Below are 23,953 nucleotides of genomic sequence, written 5' to 3'. Positions count from 1 at the left end.
GGCGACGAAGAGAGCAATCTCCCCCCTTGAGGGGGAGATGTCCGGCAGGACAGAGGGGGGCCGTCTCGCGCGATCGTGGCCCATTATCGCAGCAGCATTTTTCCTCCTCCTCTTGCCCCTCCCCACCTTCGCCGCCCCGATCGTCTGCCCGCCCGGCACCGAAAACTTCCCGCCTTTCTACGACGACGCCACGCTGTTCAAGAATGCCATCGCCAGCGTCGCCAATGTCCAACCATCAAACCAGCGGTTGACCGGTATCACCGTACCGCACCATCTGCTGGCCGCTGACCTGGTGGCGCTCGGTTTCCGGGCAGCGTCCGGCTTCCGCTACAAGCGCATCGTCATCCTGTCGCCAGACCATTTCCACAAGACGCACAAGCTCTACGCCACCACGCTGCGCGGCTTCGACACGGTGCTTGGCCCGGTTGCCGCCGACACCGATGCCGTTCGCCTTTTGGAGAAGAATGGCGACATGGTCGAAGAATCCTGCCTGTTCGACAAGGAACATGGCGTGCGCGCCATGCTGCCTTTCCTCCACCACTATTTTCCCGAGGCGAAAATCGTGCCGGTGGCGATGTCGGTCAAGGCGAAGCGCGGCGACTGGGACAGGCTGGCGGAGGCACTCAAACCGATCGTCGACCAGGACACGCTGATCGTCGAATCCACCGACTTTTCGCACTACCTGCCGCAACATGATTCCAGGCGTTTCGACCAGCAGACGCTGAACCTGCTGGCCGCCGGATCGCTCGACGGCATCGCGGGGTTGCGCCAGCCCGATCACGCCGATTCCGTCGGCGCGCTCTACATCCAGACCAGGCTGCAGCGCGAACTGTTTGGCGCCCAGCCGCTGGTCGTCGCCAATGAGAACTCGCAGGAACACACGTCCGACTATGTCGAGCGGACCACCAGCTATGTCGTGGCGCTGTTCGGCGCCTTCGGCCCCGGCTTCAACAACCCGGCACGGCCGAAGGACAGGATCTACTATCTCGCCGGCGACGTGAATTTCGGCCGCGCCATGAAGAAGATCCTGGTCCGCGACGGCGTCGCCGACCGCATCGTCGACAGCATTCTTTCGCTGACCGGATCGCGGCCGCTGATCGTCAATCTTGAAGGCGTCATCCTGCCCAACGTGCCGGAAGCGATCGACGATATGACGCTGGCCATGCCGGAAGACCTTACTGCCAGCATGCTGAAGCGGCTGCACGTCGCCGGCGTCGGCCTCGCCAACAATCACGCCTATGACCTCGGCCCGTCTGGCTATGCCGAGACGCTGCGCGCTCTGGTCGAGGCAGGCATCCCGCATTTCGGCCAGGGCGAGACGCTGGCGCTTGCCGATCTCGATCTCGTCGGCCTGACCGACATCGACACCAACGGTTCGAAGAACACCGACCTGCTGACCCCTGCTCTGCTGGACCGGCTGCTGCATGAAAATGCGCAGCGGCCGGTGGTCGCCTTCGTTCATTGGGGCCGCGAGTACAAGACCGAACCGTCGCCGCGTGAAAACAGGCTTGCCGATGAGATGCGGTTGCGTGGTGTCTCGGCCATTGTCGGCGGCCACCCGCATGTGTCGAGCGAGGCGATCGTCCCGCTTGCCGGCGGCGATGTGGCGGAAGTCTATTCGCTCGGCAATTTCCTGTTCGACCAGAGCGCGCAACGCTCATCCGGATCGATGCTGGAACTGCGCGTCTTCGCCCAGGGCACGATCTTCACCAGGCTCATCCCGCTGCCCAATTATTTCGAGATGGGCCGGAAATAACTACCCACAGCCGGCCATGCTGCGCGGCAGATAGCAGGCCGCTGGCTCCGTCTTGGTCTCGAACAGCGACTGCTTCGGCCGGAAATAGAAGAAGGTCACCGGCTTGCTCTCGCGCACGCTGCCGTCGGCGAAATGGGCGGCGATGCTGAAACTGTGGATCGATGACATCGCCGACCACATCTTCAGCCGTGCCGTATAGGCGCTGACGTTCTTGTTGCCGCGCACCGGCATGGGAATAGTGTAGTCATGCTTGCCGATCGGGAACTCGATGTTCTGGTAGCGCATCGCTTCCGGGCTGCCGCCACCGCCATCACCGCATTCGGCCATCGATTCGGGAACCTCGAAGACCGCCATGGTCATCTGGGTGCGGAAGGGCTCGCTCTGCTGGTAGACATTGCCCTGATCGTCCGCCCAGGAATAATCGAACTTGCCGATCGCGTTCAGCGTCATCGCCTGGTTGAAATTGCCGAGATAGTCGCCGACCTCGCCGAACCTGATCTTGTTGGTGAGCTGGCTGCGGCAGACATTGAGACTGTCGACCGAGGGACAAGGGAAGCGTCCCGTTTCCAGGCTCGCCGTATCGACGCCGGCCTCGTCGAGCACGCTCTTGATCGACACGTCGACGCCCTCGCCGAAACCGCCTATGTCCTTGGTGAACATGCGGCTTGGCTGGCCGGTCGGGTTGCCCTCCTCGTCCACCGTGGTGAACTGGATCGACATCTTCATATCCTTGGCGTCGCCCCAGCCATTGTTGATGATCGTGAAATCCGGCCGAAAGCCGATGCAGCCGAAATGCTCGGAGATCGACAGCATCGGCTTGCGGTAGGCGTCGCTGGCAGCAACCTTCATTTCCAGACTGTCGAGCTTGACCCTGGACTCGTCTGTCGTCTTCAGATCGACCTCGGCAAAAGCCGGCGTGTCCTCCCAGTTTGGGCCGTCATAGACATTGCTGGTGTTGACCGTTCCGGTGCCGTTCCAGGCGTCGTTGTAGAGGTTGTCTTCCGGATAGATCGCAACGTCCTCGTCGCGCACCAGATGCTGGTATTTCATGTCGGCCTGCTGGGTCATGCGCTGGTCGACGATGACGCCGATCTCGACCTTGTCGGCATCGCCGCCGCCGGCCTGCGCCTTGAGCAGGCCGCCGACCCTGGCATCGGCCAGCACGTCCGGGCGCGAGCCGCCGACCTCCTTGCCCATCACCCATTGCGATTCATAGACCGTGCCGCCGGCGAGCCGGGTCTGGCCCTTGCCGTTCTTCAGCCCATCGACAAAAGAGCCGGCAAAGATTTCGCCTGTTTTCGACAGCAGCCGGCCCTCGCCATTAGGGACGCCATCGACGAATTGCCCCTCATAGCGGTTGCCGTCGGCATCGACATGGATGCCTTTCCCGTTGAGTGCTCCGCCAAGCCAATGCCCATTAAAGAATTCGCCCGAGCGCAGGTCGAGCCGGCCTTGCCCATCGGGCCGGCCGTTCCTGACATCACCGAAATAGCTGGAGTAGACGGTCTTCGGATCATAACTCGCCGAGCCGCGCACCCGCCACACCAGCCTGCCCTTGCCGTTGATCGTGCCATCCTGGGCAATCGTCTTATCGGGCGACTGGCCTGCCGCCGGCTCCCAGACGAAGTCGAGGTTCTTTTCCGGATGGAAGTCCCAGACACGCACGGTCCGGCGCAGCACCGAACGTGTGTCGGCCTGATAGAGGATCTGCACGCGCTCCGCCCAGGCGCCGCCGACAGGGGCCGGATCGGCGAAAGCCGCCGAAAGCATCAGCGTGGCCAGCATCGATGCGGCCGCGACCCCGAACACTGCCCTTGTCCGCGCCATCCCTTGAGCCCCTTCGGATGCCAACCCCTTGGCAAGCCAAGCGTAGTCGCGGTGCCTGCCTCGTGCAAGCAGAAGGATCGGCACGAAAAAGGCGGCGGGATTGACCCGCCGCCTTTGCGTTCTCTGCGAACCCAGCCCGGATTATTTGTACAGGCTGTTGATCCACTGGATGTTGGCGGCGTTCAGACGCACGGCGGTGTTCGCTTCGGGGCTTTCCGCCACGTTCACGCCGGTGATGATGCGCTGCTTGGAGTTGTTGTCGTAGGCATAGACCGAGCTGCCGCTCGACCCCGGGAACGTATCGCAGTCATACTGGAAATATTCCGGAGCGATGTTCTCGGCTTTCACTTCGCAGCTCGCTTTCCACATCGTGCCCATCGGCTTGTCGCCGGGATAGCCGACGAGGTTGGCGGTGAAGTCGCCGAGATCGTCATAGTTGGCGTAGCCCAGCCAGCCGAGGTTGGTGCCGACATCCTGCTTCAGCGTGATGATGCCGAGATCCCACGGGATGACCGAACCATAATAGCCCTGGTAGTTGTCGATGAAGCCCTGCAGCACATAAGCGCTTTCATAGGTGAAAGCGCCGAACGGTGCGTCATCGGCAGTGCTGCCATTGAGGCCCGGCACGAACAGATAGTCGGACAACCAGTCCTTGTCCTCATGACTGTAGAGGCAGTGCGCCGCGGTGAGCACGGTGCGCGGGCCGATCAGGGTTGCCGAGCAGCTGCCGTAGCCGGTCTTCGACTTGGCTTCGAGATAGCCGATTGCAGAGAACGGATAGGTCTTGGTGTTCTTGACCTGCTCGCGATCGTCGGTGCCGAAAACCTGGCGGCCGGCCTCGCCTTCACCGAGCCCTGGATCCTCGGTCTTGCGCGGGCCACCTTCTGTTCCATTGGCCGGCGCATTCAGTTCCTTGATGATGAGCTCGCGCAGCGCTTCGCTCGGCTCGATCTTGATCACCTTGCCATCGGCGGAACGTCCGACGATGCCATAGGATTTCACAGCCGTTTTCTCGTCGGTGAGCGGCGCGGCGCGGCTGTCTTCGTCAGTAAGCTTCGGTGTCGTGATCGGCTTTGCTCGACCAGCCTTGAAGTCGCCTGAAGATACGTCCCGCATGCTTTCGCCATTACCGGCACTGGCGGAACCAGGGTCGGCGGCGAAAACCGGGACCGTCCACATTGCGGTGGAAAGCAATGCGGACGCAATCATAACGTTTGTCAGTTTTGTCATGGTGAGACTCTCCCAAAAGTCAGCAAGGACTGGATCAAAATACAGAAATATTGTCGAGATCGTGGTGGTAGCGAAAAAATGGTTAAGGCAATCGGCGCACGCACCGGCTCGTTGTTTGCCACGGTCAATCTAAGCCCCCGCCAAAAGACCCGATCGCGACATACTGCCTAAAATAATCCTAGATTGGCAATGACAAATCGCTTCCACGTAGCCCGTGGGGGGCTATAGGATTTTGTGCGGGTTCTACTCGCGGGCACGGTTAGCAAAAGTGGGCTTCGGTTTTGTGACCGATCGCGCGCCGTTTCGATACGGCACGCGTGCGGATCGCTGAACCGGCAGCACCTCCTTGCACAATGCCCGGCGTCGATCTGCGCGGGAGAATTGTCTCAGGAGGGTTCAGGTGCACATCACAAATCGGTTCGGACCAATCGCTGCCGCATCGCTGCTTGGCATTGCCGCTGCCTTTGTATCAATCAACACGGGCCGGGCGGATGAAAGCACCGCAAGGCCCGAAGCGGCGGTCTCGCCGATGCAGCGGGTGACCGACGCCAGGGCCAAGGCAGCGGCGGAGAACCCCGACGGCGCCGACCGGGTCTATGGCGGCAACCAGGCCGAAAAGGGCGCCTATCCTTTCCAGGTCGCACTGCTCACCTCCGCCAGGCTGGACGAGAATCCCGCCTCGCAGGCCAATGCACAATTCTGCGGCGGCAGCCTCATTGCCCCGCAATGGGTGCTGACGGCGGCGCACTGCCTTAACGACAAGGGCAAGCCAATCTCGCCGGACTCGGTCACCGTGCTGACCGGCGCCACCGACCTCAGCGAAGGCAAGCGCCACAAAGTGGTGCAGGTCATCGTCAACGAGGGTTATAGCGAGCAGACACTCGACAACGACCTCGGCCTGCTCCGGCTTGCCGATACGGCCGATGCGCCGACCATCAAACTTACCCATGAGGCGACCCCCGACACCGGCAAGACCACCGTAACCGGCTGGGGCAAGATGCAGGACGGGACGTTCCCGACCACGCTGATGGTCGCCGACCTCGATCTGCAGCCGAACACTGCCTGCAACAGCGGCATCAAGGCCATCTATGCCCATGATTTGAAGGCGGCGCTTGGCGATCTGTCCCACCGCATGCGCTATTCGGAAAAAGGCATCGATGCCGCCGCTAACGCGATCGCCGCCGACATGACCGACCCGCTAACCAGCAACATGATCTGCGCCGGCACCACCAGCGGCGTGCGCGATGCCTGCAACGGCGACAGCGGCGGCCCGCTGTTCATCACCGGCGCCGACGGCCCGGTCCAGGTCGGCGTCGTCAGCTGGGGCGAAGGCCCGGCCGACGGCAGTGCGGCCTGCGGCCACAAGGACGCCTATGGCATCTACACGCGGCTGGCCAACTATGGCGGCTGGATCGAGGCGAAGATGAAGACCCCTGCTCCGGCGCCGGAAAAGCCGAAGGCAGGGCTGGGCACCGCCCAGAAGCCGAAGACGCCCTGAAACGCGGCATTTGCTTTCATATGAAAACGGCGGGAGATGTCCCGCCGTTTCTGTTTGCCGGCTTGTCAAATGGAGCTATTCCCTTGGCAACCCTATTTCCTCGGCGGACCTTTGCGCTCGGCGGAGGCCGCCCACAGATTGATGTCGGATTCGCGCGCGTAGCTATCAATCTCCGCCAATTCGGCATCGCTGAAGTCGAGCACCTTCAGCGCGCCGACGCAGTCCTCGACCTGCTCCGGCCGGCTGGCGCCGATCAGCGCCGAGGTGACCTTGCCCTTGCGCAGCACCCAGGCCAGCGCCATCTGCGCCAGCGTCTGGCCACGCTTGCCGGCGATGGCGTTGAGCGCCTTGATGTTGGCGATGGTGCGGTCGTTGATGAAGGCCGACTTCAGCGACTTGCCCTGCGAGGCGCGGCTGCCTTCCGGGATGCCGCCGAGATACTTGTCGGTCAACATGCCCTGGGCTAGCGGCGAGAACACGATCGAGCCGACGCCGAGCCCTTCCAGCGTATCGAGCAGGCCGTCTTCCTCGACCCAGCGGTTCAGCATCGAATAGCTCGGCTGGTGGATGACGCAGGGCGTGCCGAGCTGCTTCAGTATATCGGCGGCCTCACGGGTGCGCTGCGAATTGTAGGACGAGATGCCGGCATAGAGCGCCTTGCCCGAGCGCACCGCATGGTCGAGCGCCCCCATGGTTTCTTCCAGCGGCGTGTCGGGATCGAAGCGGTGCGAATAGAAGATGTCGACATAGTCGAGCCCCATCCGCTTCAGGCTCTGGTCAAGGCTTGCCAGCATGTATTTGCGCCCGCCCCATTCGCCATAGGGGCCAGCCCACATTTCATAACCGGCCTTGGTCGAGATGATCAGCTCGTCGCGATATCCGGCAAGGTCGGTGCGCAGGATTTCGCCGAAAGCGGTCTCGGCCGAGCCGGGCGGCGGCCCGTAATTGTTGGCGAGGTCGAAATGGGTGATACCGAGATCGAAGGCCTTGCGGGCAATCGCCTGCTTGGTCTTGTGCGGCGTGTCATTGCCGAAATTGTGCCACAGGCCAAGCGAGATCGCCGGCAGCTTGAGGCCGGACCGTCCGCAACGGTTGTAGATCATTTTTTCGTAGCGGTTTTCTGCGGCGATGTAGGGCATGGGAAATCCTCAGGATCAGGCGGCGCGGGGATCGCCGGAAGGAACAATTGAATCGATGCTCGCCCTCTCCTTACCCCCTCCCCGGCGAAACGGGGAGAGGGAGATTTGAAAAATTATCGATAATCCCTGTAGCCTATTTTTTCTTGGCCAGCAGTTCCTTGGCTGCCTTGACGCCAAGGGCGGCCGGCCGCTCGCATGTGGTCTGCATGGCGACGAATTTGCCCGTCTCGCCGGAGCGCAGGATGCCGGTCATGACATCGACGGCATGCAGCGCCAGTTCCATCGAACACCGGTGCGGACGCCCCTCGACGATCGCCAGCGCCATGTCGGCGAGACCTGATGTGCGGTAATTGGCCATCATGCCCTGGCCATGCATCTCATTGGGAACGCCAAGCGGGTGCTTCCATTTCGGCAGCTTCTTGACCGGCTTGCCTTCTTCGGTGAAGCGCACGTCGCCGCCGAAGAAGTTCGGATCCGGCACGAACACCGTGCCCGCCTCGCCGTAGAGTTCCATCGGCGCATGGCCGTGAGCCCAGACATCCCAGCTGGTGTTCAGCGTCACCACGGCGCCATTCTCGAACTCCAGCAGACCATGGATGGTCGTCGGCGTGTTGACCGGAATTTTTTCGCCCGAGCGCGGTTTCGATGAAATCGTCCGTTCCTTTGCCGGTGTCGTCGCGAAGGCCGCCACCTGCTTCACCGGCCCGATCAGCTGGATCAGATTGGTGATGTAGTAAGGCCCGATATCGAGCACCGGCCCGGCGCCGGGCTGGAAGAAGAAATCCGGATTGGGGTGCCAATGCTCCATGCCGTGGCCCATGACATGGCAGGTACCGCTGGTGATCTTGCCGAGCTTGCCCTCGTCGATCAGCTCACGCACCAGCTGGTGCGCACCGCCGAGGAAAGTGTCTGGCGCCGAGCCGATGCGCAGCCCTTTCTTCTCGGCCCGCGCCTTGAGGTCCTGGCCCTCCTTGAGCGAGAGCACGAACGGCTTTTCCGAATAGACGTGCTTGCCGGCGTCGAGCACCTGCTTCGACACCTCGTAATGCACCGCCGGTATCGTCAGATTGACGATGATGTCGATGTCATCGGCCTTGAGCAGGTCCTCGACGGTCTCGGCGCGCAGCTTGAATTCCTTCGCCCGCGCCCTGGCCGCATCCATGTTGATGTCGGCGCAGGCACGCATCTCGATGCCGCGAAACAGCGGCGCCAGCGAGAAATACGCCTTCGAGATGTTGCCGCAGCCGATGACGCCAATACCCAGTTTCCCAGTACCCAGCTTCTTTGCCATGATGATTGTTCCTAGTAAGCCTTGACGGATGCGATCGAGCGGCGGGCGAAGCGCTCGATGTCGTTGGGGTTGTCCTGTTCCATGACAAAGTATTTTGCCGCGCTCTTGGCCCGCAACAGTTTGATCAGGCCGGCCCAGTCGATCGTGCCGTGGCCGACATCCGACCAGCCATCCTCGTCCAGTCCTTCGCCCGGCTTTGCAATGTCCTTGACATGTACGGCGACGATGCGCTTGCCGTGCTTTTCGATCCAGGGCAGCGGATCGGCGCCGCCGCGCACCACCCAGGCGAGGTCCATCTCCCAGCCGATGCCGGGGGCGGAAGACAGGATGTGATCCTGCGGCACCGAGCCGTCGGCGAGTGCCTTGAACTCGAAATCATGGTTGTGCCAGGCAAAGCCATAGCCGGCCTTCGAGGCCACCTCGCCGACCTTGGCCAGACGCTCGCCGAAGCCACGCCAGCCAGCCGCGTCGGACGGCCTTTGCTCTGCCAGGAGATAAGGGCAAATCAAGAGCTTGATGTCGAGCGCCTCGGCGATCCTGCGCACGCCGTCGAAATCCTTCTCCAGCGCGTCGATGGAGAAGTGTCCGGTCGGCATGGAAAGGCCGTTCTTGTCGAGTTCGGCGCGGAAGGCCTTGGGATTTTCATAGACGCCGCCGAAGCCTTCGACTTGCGTGTAGCCAAGCTTGCCGAGTGTTTCCAGCACGCCTGTCCAGGGCAGGAAATTGCGGGCGCTGTAAAGTTGGAATGACCAGTTCATCGTCTTTGTCCGTTTCTGCTTGGGGATGGTCTTGGGCGGATGGTTCTTGGGGAGAGATTTAGAGGCGGTTGCCGGTTTGGGCATCGAAGAGCGAGGCCCGCATCGGATCGAAGCCGATACTCACCGCATCGGCATTTTTCGGCGTGCGCTCCGATGTCACCCGGACGGTGAAATTCTGCTTGCCGAGCTTCAGCCAGACCAGCGTATCGGAGCCCATCGGTTCGACGACTTCGACATTTGCGTCAGCCGTAAACGGCCAGCCGGCGCCGCTGTTGAAGGCGACATGCTCGGGGCGCATACCGAACACGGCCGGCCCCGGCACCGGCTCCTTCTCGAAGGCGTAGGTCGCCAGCGGAATGCGCACATCCTCAACGGCGAAGTGCCAGTCGCCCTTGTCCTTCTCCAGCCTGCCGTCGATGAAATTCATCGCCGGCGAGCCAAGGAAGCCGGCGACGAAACGGTTGACCGGGCGGTTGTAGATGGTCTGCGGCGCGTCGAGCTGCTGGATGACACCGCCCTTCATCACCGCGATGCGGTCGGCAAGCGTCATCGCCTCGATCTGGTCGTGGGTGACGTAGATCATGGTGTTCTGCAATTTGCGGTGCAAAAGCTTGATCTCGACACGCAGTTCCGAGCGCAATTTGGCGTCGAGGTTGGACAGCGGCTCGTCGAACAGGAAGACGTCGACATCGCGCACCAGTGCGCGCCCGATCGCCACGCGCTGGCGCTGGCCGCCGGACAGTGCCGAAGGCTTGCGCTGCAGCAGCGGCTCGATCTGCAGAATCTCCGCGGCGCGCGCGATGCGTTTGGCGATTTCGTCCTTGGGCAGGCCTGCGACGCGCAGGCCGAAGGACAGGTTCTTCTCCACCGTCATCTGCGGATAGAGCGCGTAGGACTGGAACACCATGCCGATGCCACGGTCCTTCGGCTCTTCCCAGGTGACGTTCTTGCCCTTGATGAAGATGCGGCCTTCGGAAACGTCGAGCAGGCCGGCAATGCAGTTGAGCAAGGTCGACTTGCCGCAGCCGGAGGGACCCAAAAGCACGATGAACTCGCCTTCGGCGACATCGAGATTGAGCGTCTTCAGCACCGTCACCGCGCCGAAATTCAGCGACAGATCCTGGATCGATACGCTGGTGCCGTTTTGCGCCATGTCCATCAGCCTTTCACCGCGCCGGCGGCGATGCCGCGCACGAACCATCTTCCCGAGATGAAGTAGATGATCAGAGGTACCGCCGCCGTCAGAATGGTGGCTGCCATGTTGACATTGTACTCCCGCACGCCGGTCGTGGTGTTGACGATGTTGTTGAGCTGCACCGTCATCGGCCAGTTGGACCGCCCGGCAAACACGATGCCGAACAGGAAATCGTTCCAGATGCCGGTGACTTGCAGGATGACGGCGACGACGGTGATCGGCACCGACATCGGCAGCATGATGGAGAAGAAGATGCGCCAGAAACCCGCCCCGTCGACCCGCGCTGCCTTGAACAGCTCGACCGGCAGCGCCGCATAGAAATTGCGAAACAGCAGCGTCAGGATGGGCATCCCGAAGATCGTGTGAATGATGATGATGCCGGGAAGGGTCGCGAACAGCCCGACCGAGCTCAGGCCGATGATCAGCGGATAGATCACGACCTGATAGGGCACGAAGGCACCGAAGACGAGCAAGCCGAAGAGCAGATTGGCGCCCTTGTACGGCCAGAAGGTCAGCGCATAACCGTTGATCGAGGCGCAGATGATCGAGATGATCACGCTCGGCACGGTGATCTTCACCGAATTGTAGAAGCCAGGGCTGAGGCCGTTGCAGTCGCGGCCGGTGCAGGCATGCAGCCAGGCGTCGGCCCAGGGTTGAAAGGTCGGCTCGAGCGGCAAGCTGAAAAGATGTCCGAGCCTGATCTCCGGCATCCCCTTCAGTGAGGTAACGATCATGATGTAGACCGGGATGAGGAAGAACAGCGCCGCAACGACCAGGAAGGCATAAAGGCCGATGCGACCGGCCGATGTCCGCCGTGGTTTTCGGCCCGAAGGGCGCGACGCCAGCCTGATTCGGCTGTTCTTGAGTGGTGATCACGCCGGCGGTCATACGGCTGCTTCCCGCTGGCGATTTCGCCGCCACAGAACAAGTCCGCCGAAAGCCAGCACGACCAGCACCGGCAGCAGCATCATCGTTGCCGCGGCCATGCCCTGGCCGACGTTCTGGCGCACTGTGATCAGCTGGATGACGTAGACCGCCGGCATCGAGGTGGCGATGCCGGGACCGCCGCCGGTCATGGCGATGACCAGATCATAGACCCGCACCACGCCGACACATTGGAGAACGAAGGCGGTGGCGAAGGCGCCCTTCATCATCGGCGCCACGATGGAGACATGCGTGCGCCATGTCGGGATACCGTCGACCTTCGCCGCTTTCCAGATCTCCTCGTCAACGCCGCGCAGGCCAGCAAGCAGGATCGCCATCGTCACGCCCGATCCCTGCCAGATGCCCGCCACGACCAGCGCGTAGATCGCGGTATTGGCGTCAACCAGAGGGGCGAAGCTGAAGCTCGACCAGCCCAGATTGCGCATTGCCTCCTGCAGGCCGAGATTGGGATCAAGCACCCACTGCCAGACGAGGCCGGTGACGATCAGCGACATGGCGAAAGGATAAAGGAAGATCGAGCGGAACAGGTCCTCCTGGCGGATGCGCTGGTCCATGAAAACGGCGAGCAGATAGCCGAACACCATGTTGCAGGTGATGGACATCAGGCCGAAGAACCAGATGTTGTTGACCGAGACGAGCCAGCGGCTATCGGCCCAAAGCCGTCTGTACTGCGCCAGGCCGACGAAATCGTAATTGGGAAAAAGCTTGGAACTGGTGAACGACCAGAGCACCGAGAAGCCGATGCCGATCACGAAGACGCCGACGGCAACGAGAATCATCGGTATCGTCCCGATGACGGCAGGCAGGTGAAATCTGCGCCTCCATCTCCTCTGCATCGTTCGTCTTTCTCCGCTTCTACCGACGCGCTGGACCATCTGCCGACGCGAAAGTCAGCCTCCGCCAGGTTCGCAACCGCCGCGGCTTCCGATCCTGCGATGCCAGCCCGCCGACAAAGGCTTTCTGCTTGGCGAGCCGAGGTGGGACCGAGGCGCCACTGCATTAGCGGCGCCTCGGGTGCTGATCGGCTTCTAGTCGGAATTTCCGATGATGGTGGCGAACTTCGCGGTGGCGTCGTCGGCCGTCATGGAGTCGTCGGCGAAGAATTGCGCGACGAGCTCATTGAGCTGCTGGTTGGTGTTCTCGGTGATGAACCGGTTCGTCGCGGTGACGATGTTGGCCGGATCTTCCACCGCCTTCAGCGACTTCTGCATGCATGGGTCGGCCGTCGACATGTCGACATCGCCACGCACGGGCATCGACCCCTTGGCGTTGTTGAAGGCGACCTGAACCTCAGGGCTGATGAGCAGTGCGGCAAGACGCTTCTGCGCTGCCTCGACATCCGGATTGTTCTGCTTGAAAAAGACGATGATGTCGCCGTCGGTGCTGACCACCGGCTTGGCCTCGTTCAGGCCGATCATGCAGCCGAAATCCTTGACGCCGGTCATGCCGGCGGCCGCGAATTCGCCGCGCGCCCAGTCGCCCATCACCTGAAGTCCGGCCTTGCCGGTGATCACCAGATTGGTGGTGTCGTTCCAGTTGCGGTTGGCGTAGCCATTGTCGGTGAACTGTTTCAGCGTCCTCAACTGGGTGAAGACGCCTTTCATCTCGGGGCCGCCGGCAATTTCGGCGCTCTTCTTCGTATACATCTCGTCACGCTTGGCGACGCCGAGAGCCTCGGTGACCATGTCCTGGAAGAGCAACTGGATCTGCCAGCCGTTTCCGTCGCCGCCGATGGCGAAGGGAATGAGGCCTGCCTCCTTGATCTTCGGCGCGGCCGCGATGAATTCGGCCAGGTTCTTCGGCTCCGGCACGCCGGCTTTCTCGAACACCGGCTTGGAGTACCAGGCCCAGTAGTTCGAATGGATGTTGACCGGAACGCACCACCAGTGGCCGTCGACGAGGCAGGCGCTGCCGATCGCCTTCGGGCGAATGACCTGATCCCACTTGCCGGCGGTCGCGACGTCGGTGAGGTCGAGCAGCTTGCCGCCCGAGATCAGTTCCTCGTACTGGCGACCGGGATTGAACTGAGCCGCACCGGGCGGATCGCCACCGAGCACGCGCTGCATGACGGTCGAGCGGGCGGTTTCGCCCAGGGCAATCGCGCTGTCCACCCACTTGTCGCCGTGGCCGTCATTGTCGAAGGCCTTTGCGAACTGCGAGACCGCCGCCGACTCGCCCTTCGACGTCCACCAGTGGATGACTTCCAGGTCCGCGGCCTTGGCCAGGCCGGCAAACTGCAGCGCGGCCGATGCTGCCAGCGCAGCGGTCAAAATCCTGTATCGCATTTCGGTTCCTCCCAGAATCTGAAACGTTACAGATTTTGGATAAGGCAATTGCGGGGATGACGCAACCCTGGGCGGGCGCGTCGTCCGATATTTTTTCGAGACGCGAACAAAATACACCAACGGCGTCCTCGTTGTGCGCCGCAATATGAGCGATCGCAGCGCAAAACAAACAGTTCGGCTACGGAAGCCGGCAAAACGCGCGCTGGAAGCGCGCTTCGCCTTGTATTCCCAAGAGAAATCACGACCACGTGTTCGCCTGCGTATTCGCCAACCGGCAATCGAGATTGGCAATCTGTAACGTTTCAGTATATTGCCGCCTTCGCCGGGCTTGAAATTGTGCGATGCCGCAAATCGCGGCGATTGCCGACCCGCCCTGCGACTGCTATGCGCCTGACGGGCGGGACGAATGGACAGACGGCGTACGGAAAAGAACGAAGAGAATTCGGCCAGGGAGCGGCCAACGCTGAAGACGCTTGCCTTCATGACCGGGCTCGGCGTCACCACCGTATCGCGCGCCCTGAAGGACGCGCCTGAGATCGGCGCCGAGACCAGGCGCCGCGTCCAGCTGGTCGCCAAGCAGATCGGCTACCGGCCCAACCGCGCCGGGGTGCGCCTGCGCACCGGCAGGACCAATGTCATCAGTCTTGTGCTCAACACCGAACGCGAGATCATGAGCTTTGTCTCGGACATCATCTACGGCGTTTCGGAAGTGCTCGCCGACACGCCCTATCATCTGATCGTCACGCCCTATTCGCGCTCACAGGATCCACTCGATCCCATACGCTATCTGGTCGAGACCGGCTCCGCCGATGGCGTCATCATTTCACGCACGCAGCCGAATGATGCCAGGGCCCGCTATATGCTGGAGCACGGCATTCCTTTTGCAACGCATGGCCGCACCGATATGGGGCTGGTTCACCCCTATCATGATTTCGACAATCACGCTTTCGCGGTCGAAGCCGTACGGCGCCTTGCGAGCATGGGACGCCGCAAGCTCGCTCTGCTGGCACCCCCCATTGGACTGAGCTACCACAGCCATACGGTCAACGGCTTTGCCGATGCGCTGAGCGAGGTCGGCGCCAGCGAGATCCCGTTCAGCACCGTGTCGATCGACCATTCGATCGAGCAGATCAGAACGAGGACCGCGCAGCTGATGCGCCGCTCCATCAGGCCGGACGGCTTCGTCAGCAGCGGCGCGGCGGCCACGCTAGCGCTGGTCGCCGGCATTGAGGATGCCGGCCTCAAGCTTGGCCGCGACGTCGACATCGTCTCCAAGCAATCATCGGACCTTTTGCATCTGTTTCGGCCCGAATTGCTGATCGTCAACGAGAACTTCCGGTTGGCGGGCTCTGAACTCGCCCGCTCGGTGCTCGGCTGGATCGGCGGCGCAGCACCTGGCTCGCTGCAAAGTCTCAGCGTGCCAGGCGAGGTCCTGGCCTACCAGCGGTCCATGGCCTAGCCGGCAGCGCCACTGCCCCACGGCCCGTGGAAGGCACCCTGCTCGCCGATGCGTTCGAAGCCATGCGCGCCGAAGAAGTCGCGCTGCGCCTGGATCAGGTTCGACGTGCCGCGGCCCTGGCGATAGCTGTCGAAATAGGCAAGAGCGGAAGCCAGCGCCGGCGCCGGCGAGCCGGCCTCCGATGCCTTGGCAACAACGCGCCGGAGCGACGGATGCGCCTCCTGCATCATGGTGATGAAGGCCGGCGCCATCAAAAGGTTGGTCGCGGCGCCGCCCGAGCCGAAGGCGTCCGCCATCGTGTCCAGCATCTGCGAGCGGATGATGCAGCCGGCGCGCCAGATCTTGGCGATGGTCGGCATCGGCAGGTTCCAGTTGAACTCCTTCGAGGCGCCGCTCATCACGGCAAAACCTTGCGCATAGGCGGCGATCTTGCCGGCGAGAAGCGCCAACTCGAGGTCTTTCAGAAATGCCGCCTTGTCGCCCGCAATCTTGGTCACGCCGATATTGCCATAGGCTTTTTCGGCCGCCTGACGCTCGTCCTTGATCGAGGACAGCACGCGTGCCGCCACCGCCGCCTCGATCGCGGTCGCCGGAATGCCGAGCTGCTGCGCCTCGATGACAGACCATTTGCCGGTTCCCTTCTGGCCGGCGCGGTCGAGGATGATATCGACCACCGGCTTTCCGGTCTTCGGATCGTCGGCGGCCAGAACCTTGGCGGTGATCTCGATCAGATACGAATCGAGCCGGCCCTTGTTCCAGTTTTCAAAGACGGTGCCGATCTCCTTCGGCCCCATGCCGAGGCCATCGCGCAGGATGCCGTAGATTTCGGCGATCATCTGCATGTCGGCATATTCGATGCCGTTGTGGATGGTCTTGACGAAATGGCCGGCGCCGTCGGTGCCGAGCCATGCCGCACAGGGCTCATCCTTGAATTTGGCGGAGATGGCGGTCAGCACTTTTTCGACGCGCTTCCAGCTATCTTCCGTACCGCCGACCATGATCGACGGTCCGTGACGCGCGCCCTCCTCGCCGCCGGACACGCCCATGCCGATGAAGGTGAGGTTCGAATCGGACAGCTCGGAGAAGCGCCGCATCGTGTCGCGGAAATTGGCGTTGCCGGCATCGATGACGATGTCATTGGCCGACATCACGCCACGCAAGGCCTCGATCTGTTCGTCCACCGGCTTGCCGGCCAGCACCATGATGATGACCGGACGCGGCGGTTTGATCGCGGCGGCGAGTTCTTCCAAGCTATAGCAGGGAACAACCATGTCCCTCAGCGCGCCGGCATTCTCGACAAAAGCGTCGGTGCGTGCCCGGGTGCGGTTGAAGACGGCGATGCGGTGCCCGTGCTCGGCGATATTGAGCGCCAGGTTGGAGCCCATCGTGCCAAGGCCGATCAGGCCGATTTCGGCTTTTTCCATCGTTTCTTCCCTGCTTTCGGATCTTGTTGGTTGGAGCCCGAGATTTGGTGGGATGCCCACTCTTCCCAAGATGATTGACGGGCCTTTCGGGTTGCGTCAACCGCCTCGCCGAATTGTGTTGCGTCCACGATGTGCGAGATTCACGTCAGGCCGAGTCGACAAGGTTGCGTTGGCCCACTGGCGACGGGGGCCAAGTGACGTTCTGTCATTGGGTGCTATCCTCTACCAAGGGCGACGAACGCAGTGGTTCGGGCGGTACGCGGTCGGGACGGCGTCCATGGCTTTAGTGTATTCGAAAAAGCTCGGAATAAGCCCCAACTTGATAGCCTGGGCGACGCATCTGTCACCGGCGTTCGAAGTGCTTGCCTGAGAAAGGCAAATTTCCAACTTTGTCATTGAAACTGGCGGGGGAGCCTTGATTGAGCTATAACTGATCCGGCCGGAGCGAATGGATACTACCGTTACATCGCCCTTCCTCCATCCAGCGGGGTCGAAGATATAGTGAAGCATGCGCTTGTCAGGATATTTTGACGCTGTCGCAGCGTAGATCGTCATGACAAGCACGTTGGCAAATGACCTAACGCCCATATCAACTTTCATATCCGAATCCGAGGCAGTGAGCTCGAGCCTTTCCCCAAGCTCGAAGGCAAGCTCTGAAAGCGCTTCGCCATCACCTTCTTGCGCCATTGGCCAAAGCAGCCCCCACTGCTTTTCACATTGGTCATTGGAGTAGGCCTCTGCGGCAAGCTTCAGACGCTCCTCACGACTCAAAGTCGAGGCCGCGTTTGCGTTACCTGTGAGATCGCATCCGCAGAAAAGAAAAAAGACCAGAAGACCGCAACATACTTTCGCTATAGGTCGGGCTGACACGGCCGCTGACTCAATTGTTTTCTGCCAAGAAAAGTGCTCCGTCAGCAGCATCGCCCCGATCTCGAACATTTCAATACATCAATAAAACCAATGAACCGCACAAGGTGAATCGCAGCTTATGCGGAAAACGAAAACATAGCCATCTGGCATATTCGCGCTAGGACTCATTCTTTGCCAAGGAGCCAACCTAGCGAAAACCTTAGTCGCCGCGAATGTCGACAGGCGACTCGATCTTCACCATCTGGAAATCCGAGACCAGGATGTCGATGCGCACCGTCCAGCGACCAGGCAGCGGAATGACGAGGTTGTCGACACGCCAGCTGCCATCGCCGGGTTTGGTTGCCGCGCGCTTCAGCGGCTCGATGCCGGAATCCGGCTTCGACAGCACCAACGTCACTTCCTTGGCGTCGAGCGGCCCGAAATCGCCGGTCATGATGATCATCGAGGCTGCGACCGGGCCGGCATGGCCGGGCGTGATGCTGAGGTCGGCCATCGCCTGCAAAGCGTGGATATGGACCGAGACCGGTTGCGCCGCTGCGATCGCCAGTGCCCGTGGCGGCGGCGTGAAGCGCCAGCCAGCGGCAATGCCGAAGATCGCCAGCACGATCAGCATTTCGACGCCGATCGACCGGGTGAGCCTGTGTTGCACCTCCGTAGCGCCCGCCTCGGCCGAGGCGGTGAGTTTCCAGCGATTGACCGCAGCCAGCGTGAACAGGAAGACGAGCAGCGTGAGCTTGACCAGCAGCAGCCGACCATAGGCGGTGCCGACCAGCGCCGAGGGCGTCTGCACCTGGATGACGGCCAGCACGATGCCGGCCGCGGCAAGCACGGCCACGACAGGCAGGATCGCCGCGGAGAAGCGGCGCAGGAAAGCAACGGCGTCGGCCGTCTGGCGCTTCAGCGCGAGACCAAGCGGCACCAATGCGCCGGCCCAGAAGGCGATGCCGACGCCATGCACGAACACCATCGGCCGCGTCAGCCATTGCGGTTCGGCCGCACTGGCGTGGCCGCTGGCGGCAAGCGCAACGCCGACGCCGGCCAGCCCGGCAAACGCAAATGGCTTGGCGAGTACACGCGGTCCGGCCAGCGACAAGAGGCCGAGCCCCAGCGCAATGAGAGCGACCAGCACCGTCCAGCCGAAGCTGGTGCCGAGCCCGGTCCGCCAGATCACTGCTTGCGCGAGATGGGAGAGCGGCGCCCCGAGCGCATCAAGCCCCTGAAAGCCGAGCGACAAGGGTGCCGCCAGCAGCCCACACGGCATCACTGCCGTGACAAAGCGTTGACCGGCTTGTCCCTCACCGCCGAGCCAGGCAAGGGCAAAGGCGCCGCCGACGCCGAGGAAAAGCCCGATGTAGAGAAAGACCTTGCCGATCCAGATCGCCGACCGCAGCGGCCAGTCGACGGCCTCGGACACGGCGGGCGGTTCGCTTGGCGCGCCGATGGAAAACAGCAGCGAACCGCCGACCGGATGGCCGTCGGCGGAAATGACACGCCAGCTCAGCACATGCGTACCGGATTTGAGCACTTGTGGATTGTCGATTTCGACGGTCTGGTCGGTGAGGCGGAAGGATGTCAGCGCGACAGGCGTGCCATCTGGCTTCACCAGCGTCAGCACCAGCGGCGAAACCGGCTCGCTGAAGGTGAGCGAGAACCGTGCCGGAGCCTGCGCCAGAACCGCACCGTCAGCCGGGTCGATCTTGATCAGTGCGGCATGGGCAAAGGCCTGATCTGTCGAGGCCATGACGATGAACAGCATGATCAGGGCCAGCACTCCGCCGGCAATGCGGCCGAGGGGCTTGCCGGTCGGACCGACCATACACAGGGAAGATATTGCGCTCATGGCATGCCTTGGGATGCGGCGCGCCCTTACGAGCAGAGCGCGCCGCGAGAAGATTACTTCTTCGGCAAGAGCTTGATGCCGGGCGCGGGGTTCTCCAACGCGTCTTCATCTTGCCCCGCCGCCGGAATCTCGATCCAGCGGTCGGTGGCGCCATCGCATTCCTGCACCACCGGGAAGTACAGCTTCTGGCCGACGGGCAGATCTGCCGTCAACGTCGCGCGGAAGACGAACTCGTCGTAGAATTCATCCGGCAAATTGCCGCCGCTCCAGTCGACTTCCTTGACACCGTCGGTCACCGCCTGACCGTAGAGCTGGTAGGATTTTTCATATTTGCCCTTCTTGGTCTGCAGCGTCCAGCCCGGCTTCGGCATCGGCTTCACCGCGATCACCCCTTCCGGAATCTGCACGCGCACGGCGGTCGTCGCCTTGCCGTCGCAACCATGCGGCACGCGCAGCACTGCCTTGTCGGTCGAGCCGACCGCCGCTTCCTGGGTTTCGAGCGTGATGTGCGCGAAGGCGGCATTCGTCCCCAGCGCCAGCATCGCGCCGGCTGCCAAAAGATACTTGTTCATGATGGTCCCTCTAGAATCTTGATCGGTACGATGGCCGGTTCAGTCGTTGTCTTCTTGAGGCGCCGCGCTGCCCATGGCTTGCACGGCGAATTTGATCGTCACCGTCCCGGCCTTTTCGAAGGTCAGCGTGGCGGCGAACATCTCGCCTTGCTTGGGTGGCTGCTTCAAATCCATGAACATCACATGATAGCTGCCGGGACCCAAAACGACCTTGCCGCCGGCTGGAATCTCCAGGCCGCCGATAACCGGCCGCATGGTCATGACGCCGTCCTTGACACCCATCTCATGCAACTCGGCCTTTTCAGAAATGTCGGAGGAAATCGACACGAGCCGGTCCGGCGTGCTGCCATTGTTGGTGATGGCGAAATAGCCGCCGGCCACCTTGGCGCCGGCCGGCGTGGCACGCGACCAGGGATGCCCGATCTCAAGATCGCCGACCTTGAATTCATGCGCCAGGACGGACTGGGCGCCGACGAACATGATCGCAAAAGCCAGCGCGACAGCGCCGAGACGCTGCTGGACGTGGGACAGAATGCGGCTGAACTGAGTGCCCGCTGCTATCGGGGAAAAATGGGACATGGTTGCTCCATGAAGTGATGATCGCGCCGTTACCGGCCGCGAGCTATTTCGGTCTTTGGATGGATGCGCCCGCGAAAGGTTCCGCCAGGCAAGCAAGCTCAGACCGCCAGCGGCGGCGCGCGCGGGTTCGACGGCGAGCGTTCGCGCGCGAAGTCGAGATGAATGCTCGCCGGAAAGACGAAGGCGACCGCTTCGAAGGAAAGGCTGCCCAGGGCCAGCCCGGTATCGGGCGGCGGTGCAAAGGCAGATGAGAACATGCTGCAGCCAAGCATGCAACAGGCCGGCAGATGCGACGGGTGCTGGTCACCGTCAGGACGCTGGGTGGCGCCATCACGGGTACAGATGATGTTGCCGAAAGCGTCGAGCTGCGCGGCATTCGGGCCGGTGCCGAAGGCGAACGCGCCGAGCGTCGACTGGAGCAGCAGCAGGTAGGCCGCGACAAGCGCGACCGGCATGCTCCAGCGTGTCCCCTTCTTGCTCAAATGACTTGCCTGTTCAAACCATCTGCCTCTTCAGGCTTGGAAGGATACCTATCATGGCAGCGGCAGGTCGAAAATCGGCAATTCGATGCTGCGGCAACGCGGCGCGATTAGGATTTCTGTAGTGGCCGGCTTTCAGGGATCGAGGTCAAAAGCGTGTTACGCGCCGACTTCAGGTGCTTGCGACACGCGGCATCGACCTTGCCGAGGTCGCGCGATTTGAGCGCCTCGATATAGGCAAGATGCTCGCCGACCGCGACTTCGTTGCGCTCGCGCTCCTGCGCCTTGTTCCACTGGTAGTGGTAATGGAAGATCATGGCGATGACGTCGTAGAAATCGACGATGAAACGGTTGCGCGACGCACGGTGGATAAGCCGGTGGAAACGCTCGTCCAGCTCCGAAAACTCGTTGAAGCGCGTGGCGATCTCGCGTGCCAGCTGGCGATGTTCGTCCTCCAGACGGTCGAGATCGGTCCAGACCGGGCTGTCCAGCGGCAAAGCGACGAAGGCAGCCGCCGAGCGCATTTCGAACATCTCGCGGATTTCGGTCAGCTCCAGCGCGAAGGCCCGCGTAAACCCCTTGAGCACCCAATGGCTGTTGCGGCGCTTCTCGATCAGGCCGAAGCGCGAGAAGCGGATCAGGAACTCGCGCACGCTGGTGGTGCCGACGCCGATCTCGCGCGCCAGTTCGAGCTCGTTGATCTGCATGCCGGCCTCGGCGCCGCCGGCGAGCAGCCTGCGCATGAACGACCGCTCGATGATCTCGGCCAGCGTGTCGGTCTCTTCCTCAGGGAAGAAGTCGTCGGGACGCGGGTCGCGCAGCACCGTCTTGGCGCGCTTGTTCCAGGCGATCAGGCCGGTTTCCTCCATGCGCGTCAGGATGCTGCGCACGGTGGTGCGGCTGACGCCGAGCAGCGCGCCCAGCTCCGGTTCCGACGGCAGGCTGCGCGTTTCGTCGAGCAGCCTGAGGCACCTGTTGTAGGCGTCCTTGTAGACGTTGTTGCTCTTCGACATCCCCTGCCCCATTCACGCCAGCGCTTGCGGCGGCCGGCTTGAAGCGCAATATGACGTTCCCATGACCCTGAAAAGCGGGAATCGCTTTCGCTGGGGTCCGGTCCGTTGTTTGCAGCGCCACCACCAGCCAGAGGCACGCGGAACGCCTGCGAAAAAACAATTGACGCAAAACTGTTTTTTCACGATAAAAGACATTAACTCTTAACAGGCGCGTGTCAATCCGCGCATCCCAGGATCACCCAGGAACCCGCCCGTGAACGTCTCCAATACCATTCTTCTGTCCCCGCCGACAATGTCGCCGTTGCCAATGGCCGCATCGAGATCGGCACCGCTCTGCCAGGCGGCGCGCTTGCCACCGCGGTCATCGAACCCGGCCACAAGGTGGCGATCAAGCCGATTGCCGCCGGTGAAGCCGTGGTCAAATACGCCCAGGCGATTGGCCGCGCCACGCAGGACATTGCGGCGGGCGAGCATGTCCATTCGCACAATCTGGTGTTCGAGGCCGGCCGCCTGCCGGTGGTGCCGCCGAGCGAAGCCGAACATGCGACGGAGGCCGACCGCGCCCGCACCTTCATGGGCTATCGCCGCGCCGACGGCCGCGCCGGCACGCGCAACTTCATCGGCATTGTCGCCAGCGTCAATTGCTCGGCCACCGTCTGCCATTCCATCGCCGACACCGCCAACCGGACCTTGCTGCCCAAATATCCCGGCATCGACGGCTTCGTGCCGATCGTCCACGGCCAGGGCTGCGGCATGAGCGGCACCGGCGACGGCATGATGGTGCTGCACCGCACGCTGGCCGGCTATGCCCGCCACCCGAATTTCGGCGGCGTGCTGATGGTCGGCCTCGGCTGCGAGGTCAACCAGCTCACCCTCTACGGCCAGAAGGGCGTTTCCGCCGGCAAACGCCATTTCAACATCCAGGACGCCGGCGGGTCGCGCAAATCGGTGGAAAAGGCGATGGACGTGCTGGCCGAGATCGCCGAGGAAGTCGGCCAGTTGAAGCGCGAGCCGATCCCGGTCAGCGAGATCGTCGTCGGCCTGCAATGCGGCGGCTCCGACGGCATGTCGGGCATAACAGCCAATCCGGCACTGGGCGCGGCTGTCGACATCCTGGCCGGCGTCGGCGGCATCGGTATCCTGTCCGAGACGACGGAAATCTACGGCGCCGAGCATCTGCTCGCCTATCGCGCGGCGACGCCCGAAATCGCCAAGAAGCTCGATGGCTATGTGAAGTGGTGGGAAGACCACGTCGCCAAGCATGGCGCTTCGATCGACAACAACCCCTCGCCCGGCAACAAGCGCGGCGGCCTCACCACCATCCTGGAAAAGTCGCTGGGCGCGGTCGCCAAGGGCGGCCAGACGCCGCTTAACGGCGTCTTCGGCTATGCCGAGAAGGTCACTGGCAACGGACTGGTGTTCATGGACACGCCCGGCTACGACCCGGTCTCGGCCACCGGCCAGGTCGCGGGCGGCGCCAATGTCATCGTCTTCACCACCGGCCGCGGTTCCTGCTTCGGCTGCCGGCCGACGCCGTCGATCAAGGTCGCCACCAACTCGACCATGTATCATCAGATGGAAGAGGACATGGACGTCAATTGCGGCGTCATCGCCTCGGGCGAAAAGACCATCGCCGGCATGGGCCGCGAAATCTTCGAACTGATTGTCGAGACGGCTTCGGGCCGCAAGACCAAGAGCGAGGATTTCGGCTACGGCGACAACGAGTTTGTGCCCTGGCATCTCGGCGCGACGCTCTAGATTTGGCTGATATGTGGTAGAATGGCCGGGCCGGA

20 protein-coding genes are annotated in these 23,953 nt (G+C 62.3%); 4 read left to right on the top strand and 16 right to left on the bottom strand.

Features of this window, described 5'->3' with window-relative positions; all coding sequences use genetic code 11:
- Positions 1-112: 112 nt before the first annotated feature.
- Positions 113-1,756: an AmmeMemoRadiSam system protein B gene (amrB, locus tag AC0V7N_RS10835; protein ID WP_496627825.1), complete on the top strand. Its 1,644-nt coding sequence runs from the start codon at positions 113-115 to the stop codon at positions 1,754-1,756.
- Here the strand turns inward: amrB and AC0V7N_RS10830 are convergent, their stop codons facing one another.
- Together AC0V7N_RS10830 and AC0V7N_RS10825 are read right to left on the bottom strand one after the other, a co-directional pair.
- The gene (locus tag AC0V7N_RS10830; protein WP_475457256.1) at positions 1,757-3,565 is read right to left on the bottom strand and encodes an MORN repeat-containing protein; all 1,809 of its coding nucleotides are present in this window, start codon (positions 3,563-3,565) and stop codon (positions 1,757-1,759) included. It abuts the gene before it with no gap.
- A gap of 159 nt (positions 3,566-3,724) precedes the next feature.
- Positions 3,725-4,813, bottom strand: coding sequence for a trypsin-like serine peptidase (locus tag AC0V7N_RS10825; protein WP_475457254.1), 1,089 nt, complete (start codon positions 4,811-4,813; stop codon positions 3,725-3,727).
- 400 nt (positions 4,814-5,213) lie between these two features.
- Here AC0V7N_RS10825 and AC0V7N_RS10820 point away from each other — a divergent pair, with 400 nt between their 5' ends.
- Positions 5,214-6,311, top strand: coding sequence for a S1 family serine peptidase (locus AC0V7N_RS10820; RefSeq protein ID WP_475457252.1), 1,098 nt, complete (start codon positions 5,214-5,216; stop codon positions 6,309-6,311).
- A gap of 92 nt (positions 6,312-6,403) precedes the next feature.
- Here AC0V7N_RS10820 and mgrA read toward each other — a convergent pair whose 3' ends face one another.
- The 7 genes from mgrA to AC0V7N_RS10785 all read right to left on the bottom strand — a co-directional run bounded on the left by mgrA (position 6,404) and on the right by AC0V7N_RS10785 (position 13,924).
- On the bottom strand, positions 6,404-7,450 hold the full coding sequence (gene mgrA / locus AC0V7N_RS10815; RefSeq protein WP_475457250.1) for an L-glyceraldehyde 3-phosphate reductase: 1,047 nt from the start codon (positions 7,448-7,450) through the stop codon (positions 6,404-6,406).
- Positions 7,451-7,583: 133 nt separating this feature from the next.
- Positions 7,584-8,741, bottom strand: coding sequence for a Gfo/Idh/MocA family protein (locus tag AC0V7N_RS10810; protein WP_475457248.1), 1,158 nt, complete (start codon positions 8,739-8,741; stop codon positions 7,584-7,586).
- Positions 8,742-8,752: 11 nt separating this feature from the next.
- Positions 8,753-9,499, bottom strand: coding sequence for a sugar phosphate isomerase/epimerase family protein (locus tag AC0V7N_RS10805; RefSeq protein ID WP_475457246.1), 747 nt, complete (start codon positions 9,497-9,499; stop codon positions 8,753-8,755).
- A gap of 58 nt (positions 9,500-9,557) precedes the next feature.
- Complete coding sequence (locus tag AC0V7N_RS10800) at positions 9,558-10,658, bottom strand: ABC transporter ATP-binding protein (RefSeq protein ID WP_475457244.1); 1,101 nt, start codon at positions 10,656-10,658, stop codon at positions 9,558-9,560.
- The gene (locus AC0V7N_RS10795; RefSeq protein ID WP_496628006.1) at positions 10,658-11,545 is read right to left on the bottom strand and encodes an ABC transporter permease subunit; all 888 of its coding nucleotides are present in this window, start codon (positions 11,543-11,545) and stop codon (positions 10,658-10,660) included. The genes AC0V7N_RS10800 and AC0V7N_RS10795 overlap by 1 nt, the downstream gene beginning before the upstream one ends.
- A gap of 33 nt (positions 11,546-11,578) precedes the next feature.
- Positions 11,579-12,475, bottom strand: coding sequence for a carbohydrate ABC transporter permease (locus AC0V7N_RS10790; RefSeq protein ID WP_475457240.1), 897 nt, complete (start codon positions 12,473-12,475; stop codon positions 11,579-11,581).
- 192 nt (positions 12,476-12,667) lie between these two features.
- Complete coding sequence (locus AC0V7N_RS10785) at positions 12,668-13,924, bottom strand: ABC transporter substrate-binding protein (protein ID WP_475457238.1); 1,257 nt, start codon at positions 13,922-13,924, stop codon at positions 12,668-12,670.
- A gap of 406 nt (positions 13,925-14,330) precedes the next feature.
- Here AC0V7N_RS10785 and AC0V7N_RS10780 point away from each other — a divergent pair, with 406 nt between their 5' ends.
- Complete coding sequence (locus AC0V7N_RS10780; RefSeq protein WP_475457236.1) at positions 14,331-15,383, top strand: LacI family transcriptional regulator; 1,053 nt, start codon at positions 14,331-14,333, stop codon at positions 15,381-15,383.
- On the opposite strand, the gene gnd is transcribed toward AC0V7N_RS10780, so the two are convergent.
- The 7 genes from gnd to AC0V7N_RS10745 form a co-directional block, all read right to left on the bottom strand.
- Entirely contained in the window at positions 15,380-16,807 is a 1,428-nt protein-coding gene (gnd, locus tag AC0V7N_RS10775; protein ID WP_475457234.1) for an NADP-dependent phosphogluconate dehydrogenase, read from the bottom strand. The genes AC0V7N_RS10780 and gnd overlap by 4 nt on opposite strands.
- Positions 16,808-17,029: 222 nt before the next feature.
- A complete protein-coding gene (locus tag AC0V7N_RS10770; protein ID WP_475457232.1) occupies positions 17,030-17,746 on the bottom strand; it encodes a hypothetical protein in 717 nt (238 codons plus the stop codon).
- Positions 17,747-17,876: 130 nt separating this feature from the next.
- Positions 17,877-19,517, bottom strand: a complete 1,641-nt coding sequence (locus tag AC0V7N_RS10765) for a copper resistance CopC/CopD family protein (protein ID WP_475457230.1) — start codon at positions 19,515-19,517, stop codon at positions 17,877-17,879.
- Positions 19,518-19,570: 53 nt separating this feature from the next.
- On the bottom strand, positions 19,571-20,089 hold the full coding sequence (locus tag AC0V7N_RS10760) for a YcnI family copper-binding membrane protein (protein WP_475457228.1): 519 nt from the start codon (positions 20,087-20,089) through the stop codon (positions 19,571-19,573).
- A gap of 39 nt (positions 20,090-20,128) precedes the next feature.
- Entirely contained in the window at positions 20,129-20,668 is a 540-nt protein-coding gene (locus AC0V7N_RS10755; RefSeq protein WP_475457226.1) for a copper chaperone PCu(A)C, read from the bottom strand.
- A gap of 98 nt (positions 20,669-20,766) precedes the next feature.
- On the bottom strand, positions 20,767-21,123 hold the full coding sequence (locus AC0V7N_RS10750) for a DUF2946 family protein (RefSeq protein ID WP_475457224.1): 357 nt from the start codon (positions 21,121-21,123) through the stop codon (positions 20,767-20,769).
- 134 nt (positions 21,124-21,257) lie between these two features.
- Complete coding sequence (locus AC0V7N_RS10745) at positions 21,258-22,160, bottom strand: GntR family transcriptional regulator (RefSeq protein ID WP_475457222.1); 903 nt, start codon at positions 22,158-22,160, stop codon at positions 21,258-21,260.
- Between the two features lie 234 nt (positions 22,161-22,394).
- Here AC0V7N_RS10745 and AC0V7N_RS10740 point away from each other — a divergent pair, with 234 nt between their 5' ends.
- The gene (locus tag AC0V7N_RS10740) at positions 22,395-23,918 is read left to right on the top strand and encodes a UxaA family hydrolase (protein WP_496628005.1); all 1,524 of its coding nucleotides are present in this window, start codon (positions 22,395-22,397) and stop codon (positions 23,916-23,918) included.
- The last annotated feature ends 35 nt before the right edge of the window (positions 23,919-23,953 follow it).

The organism is Mesorhizobium kamtschaticum, from assembly GCF_056174585.1.
Note: the sequence above shows the minus strand (reverse complement) of the source record. Positions and strands in the feature narration are given on the sequence as shown.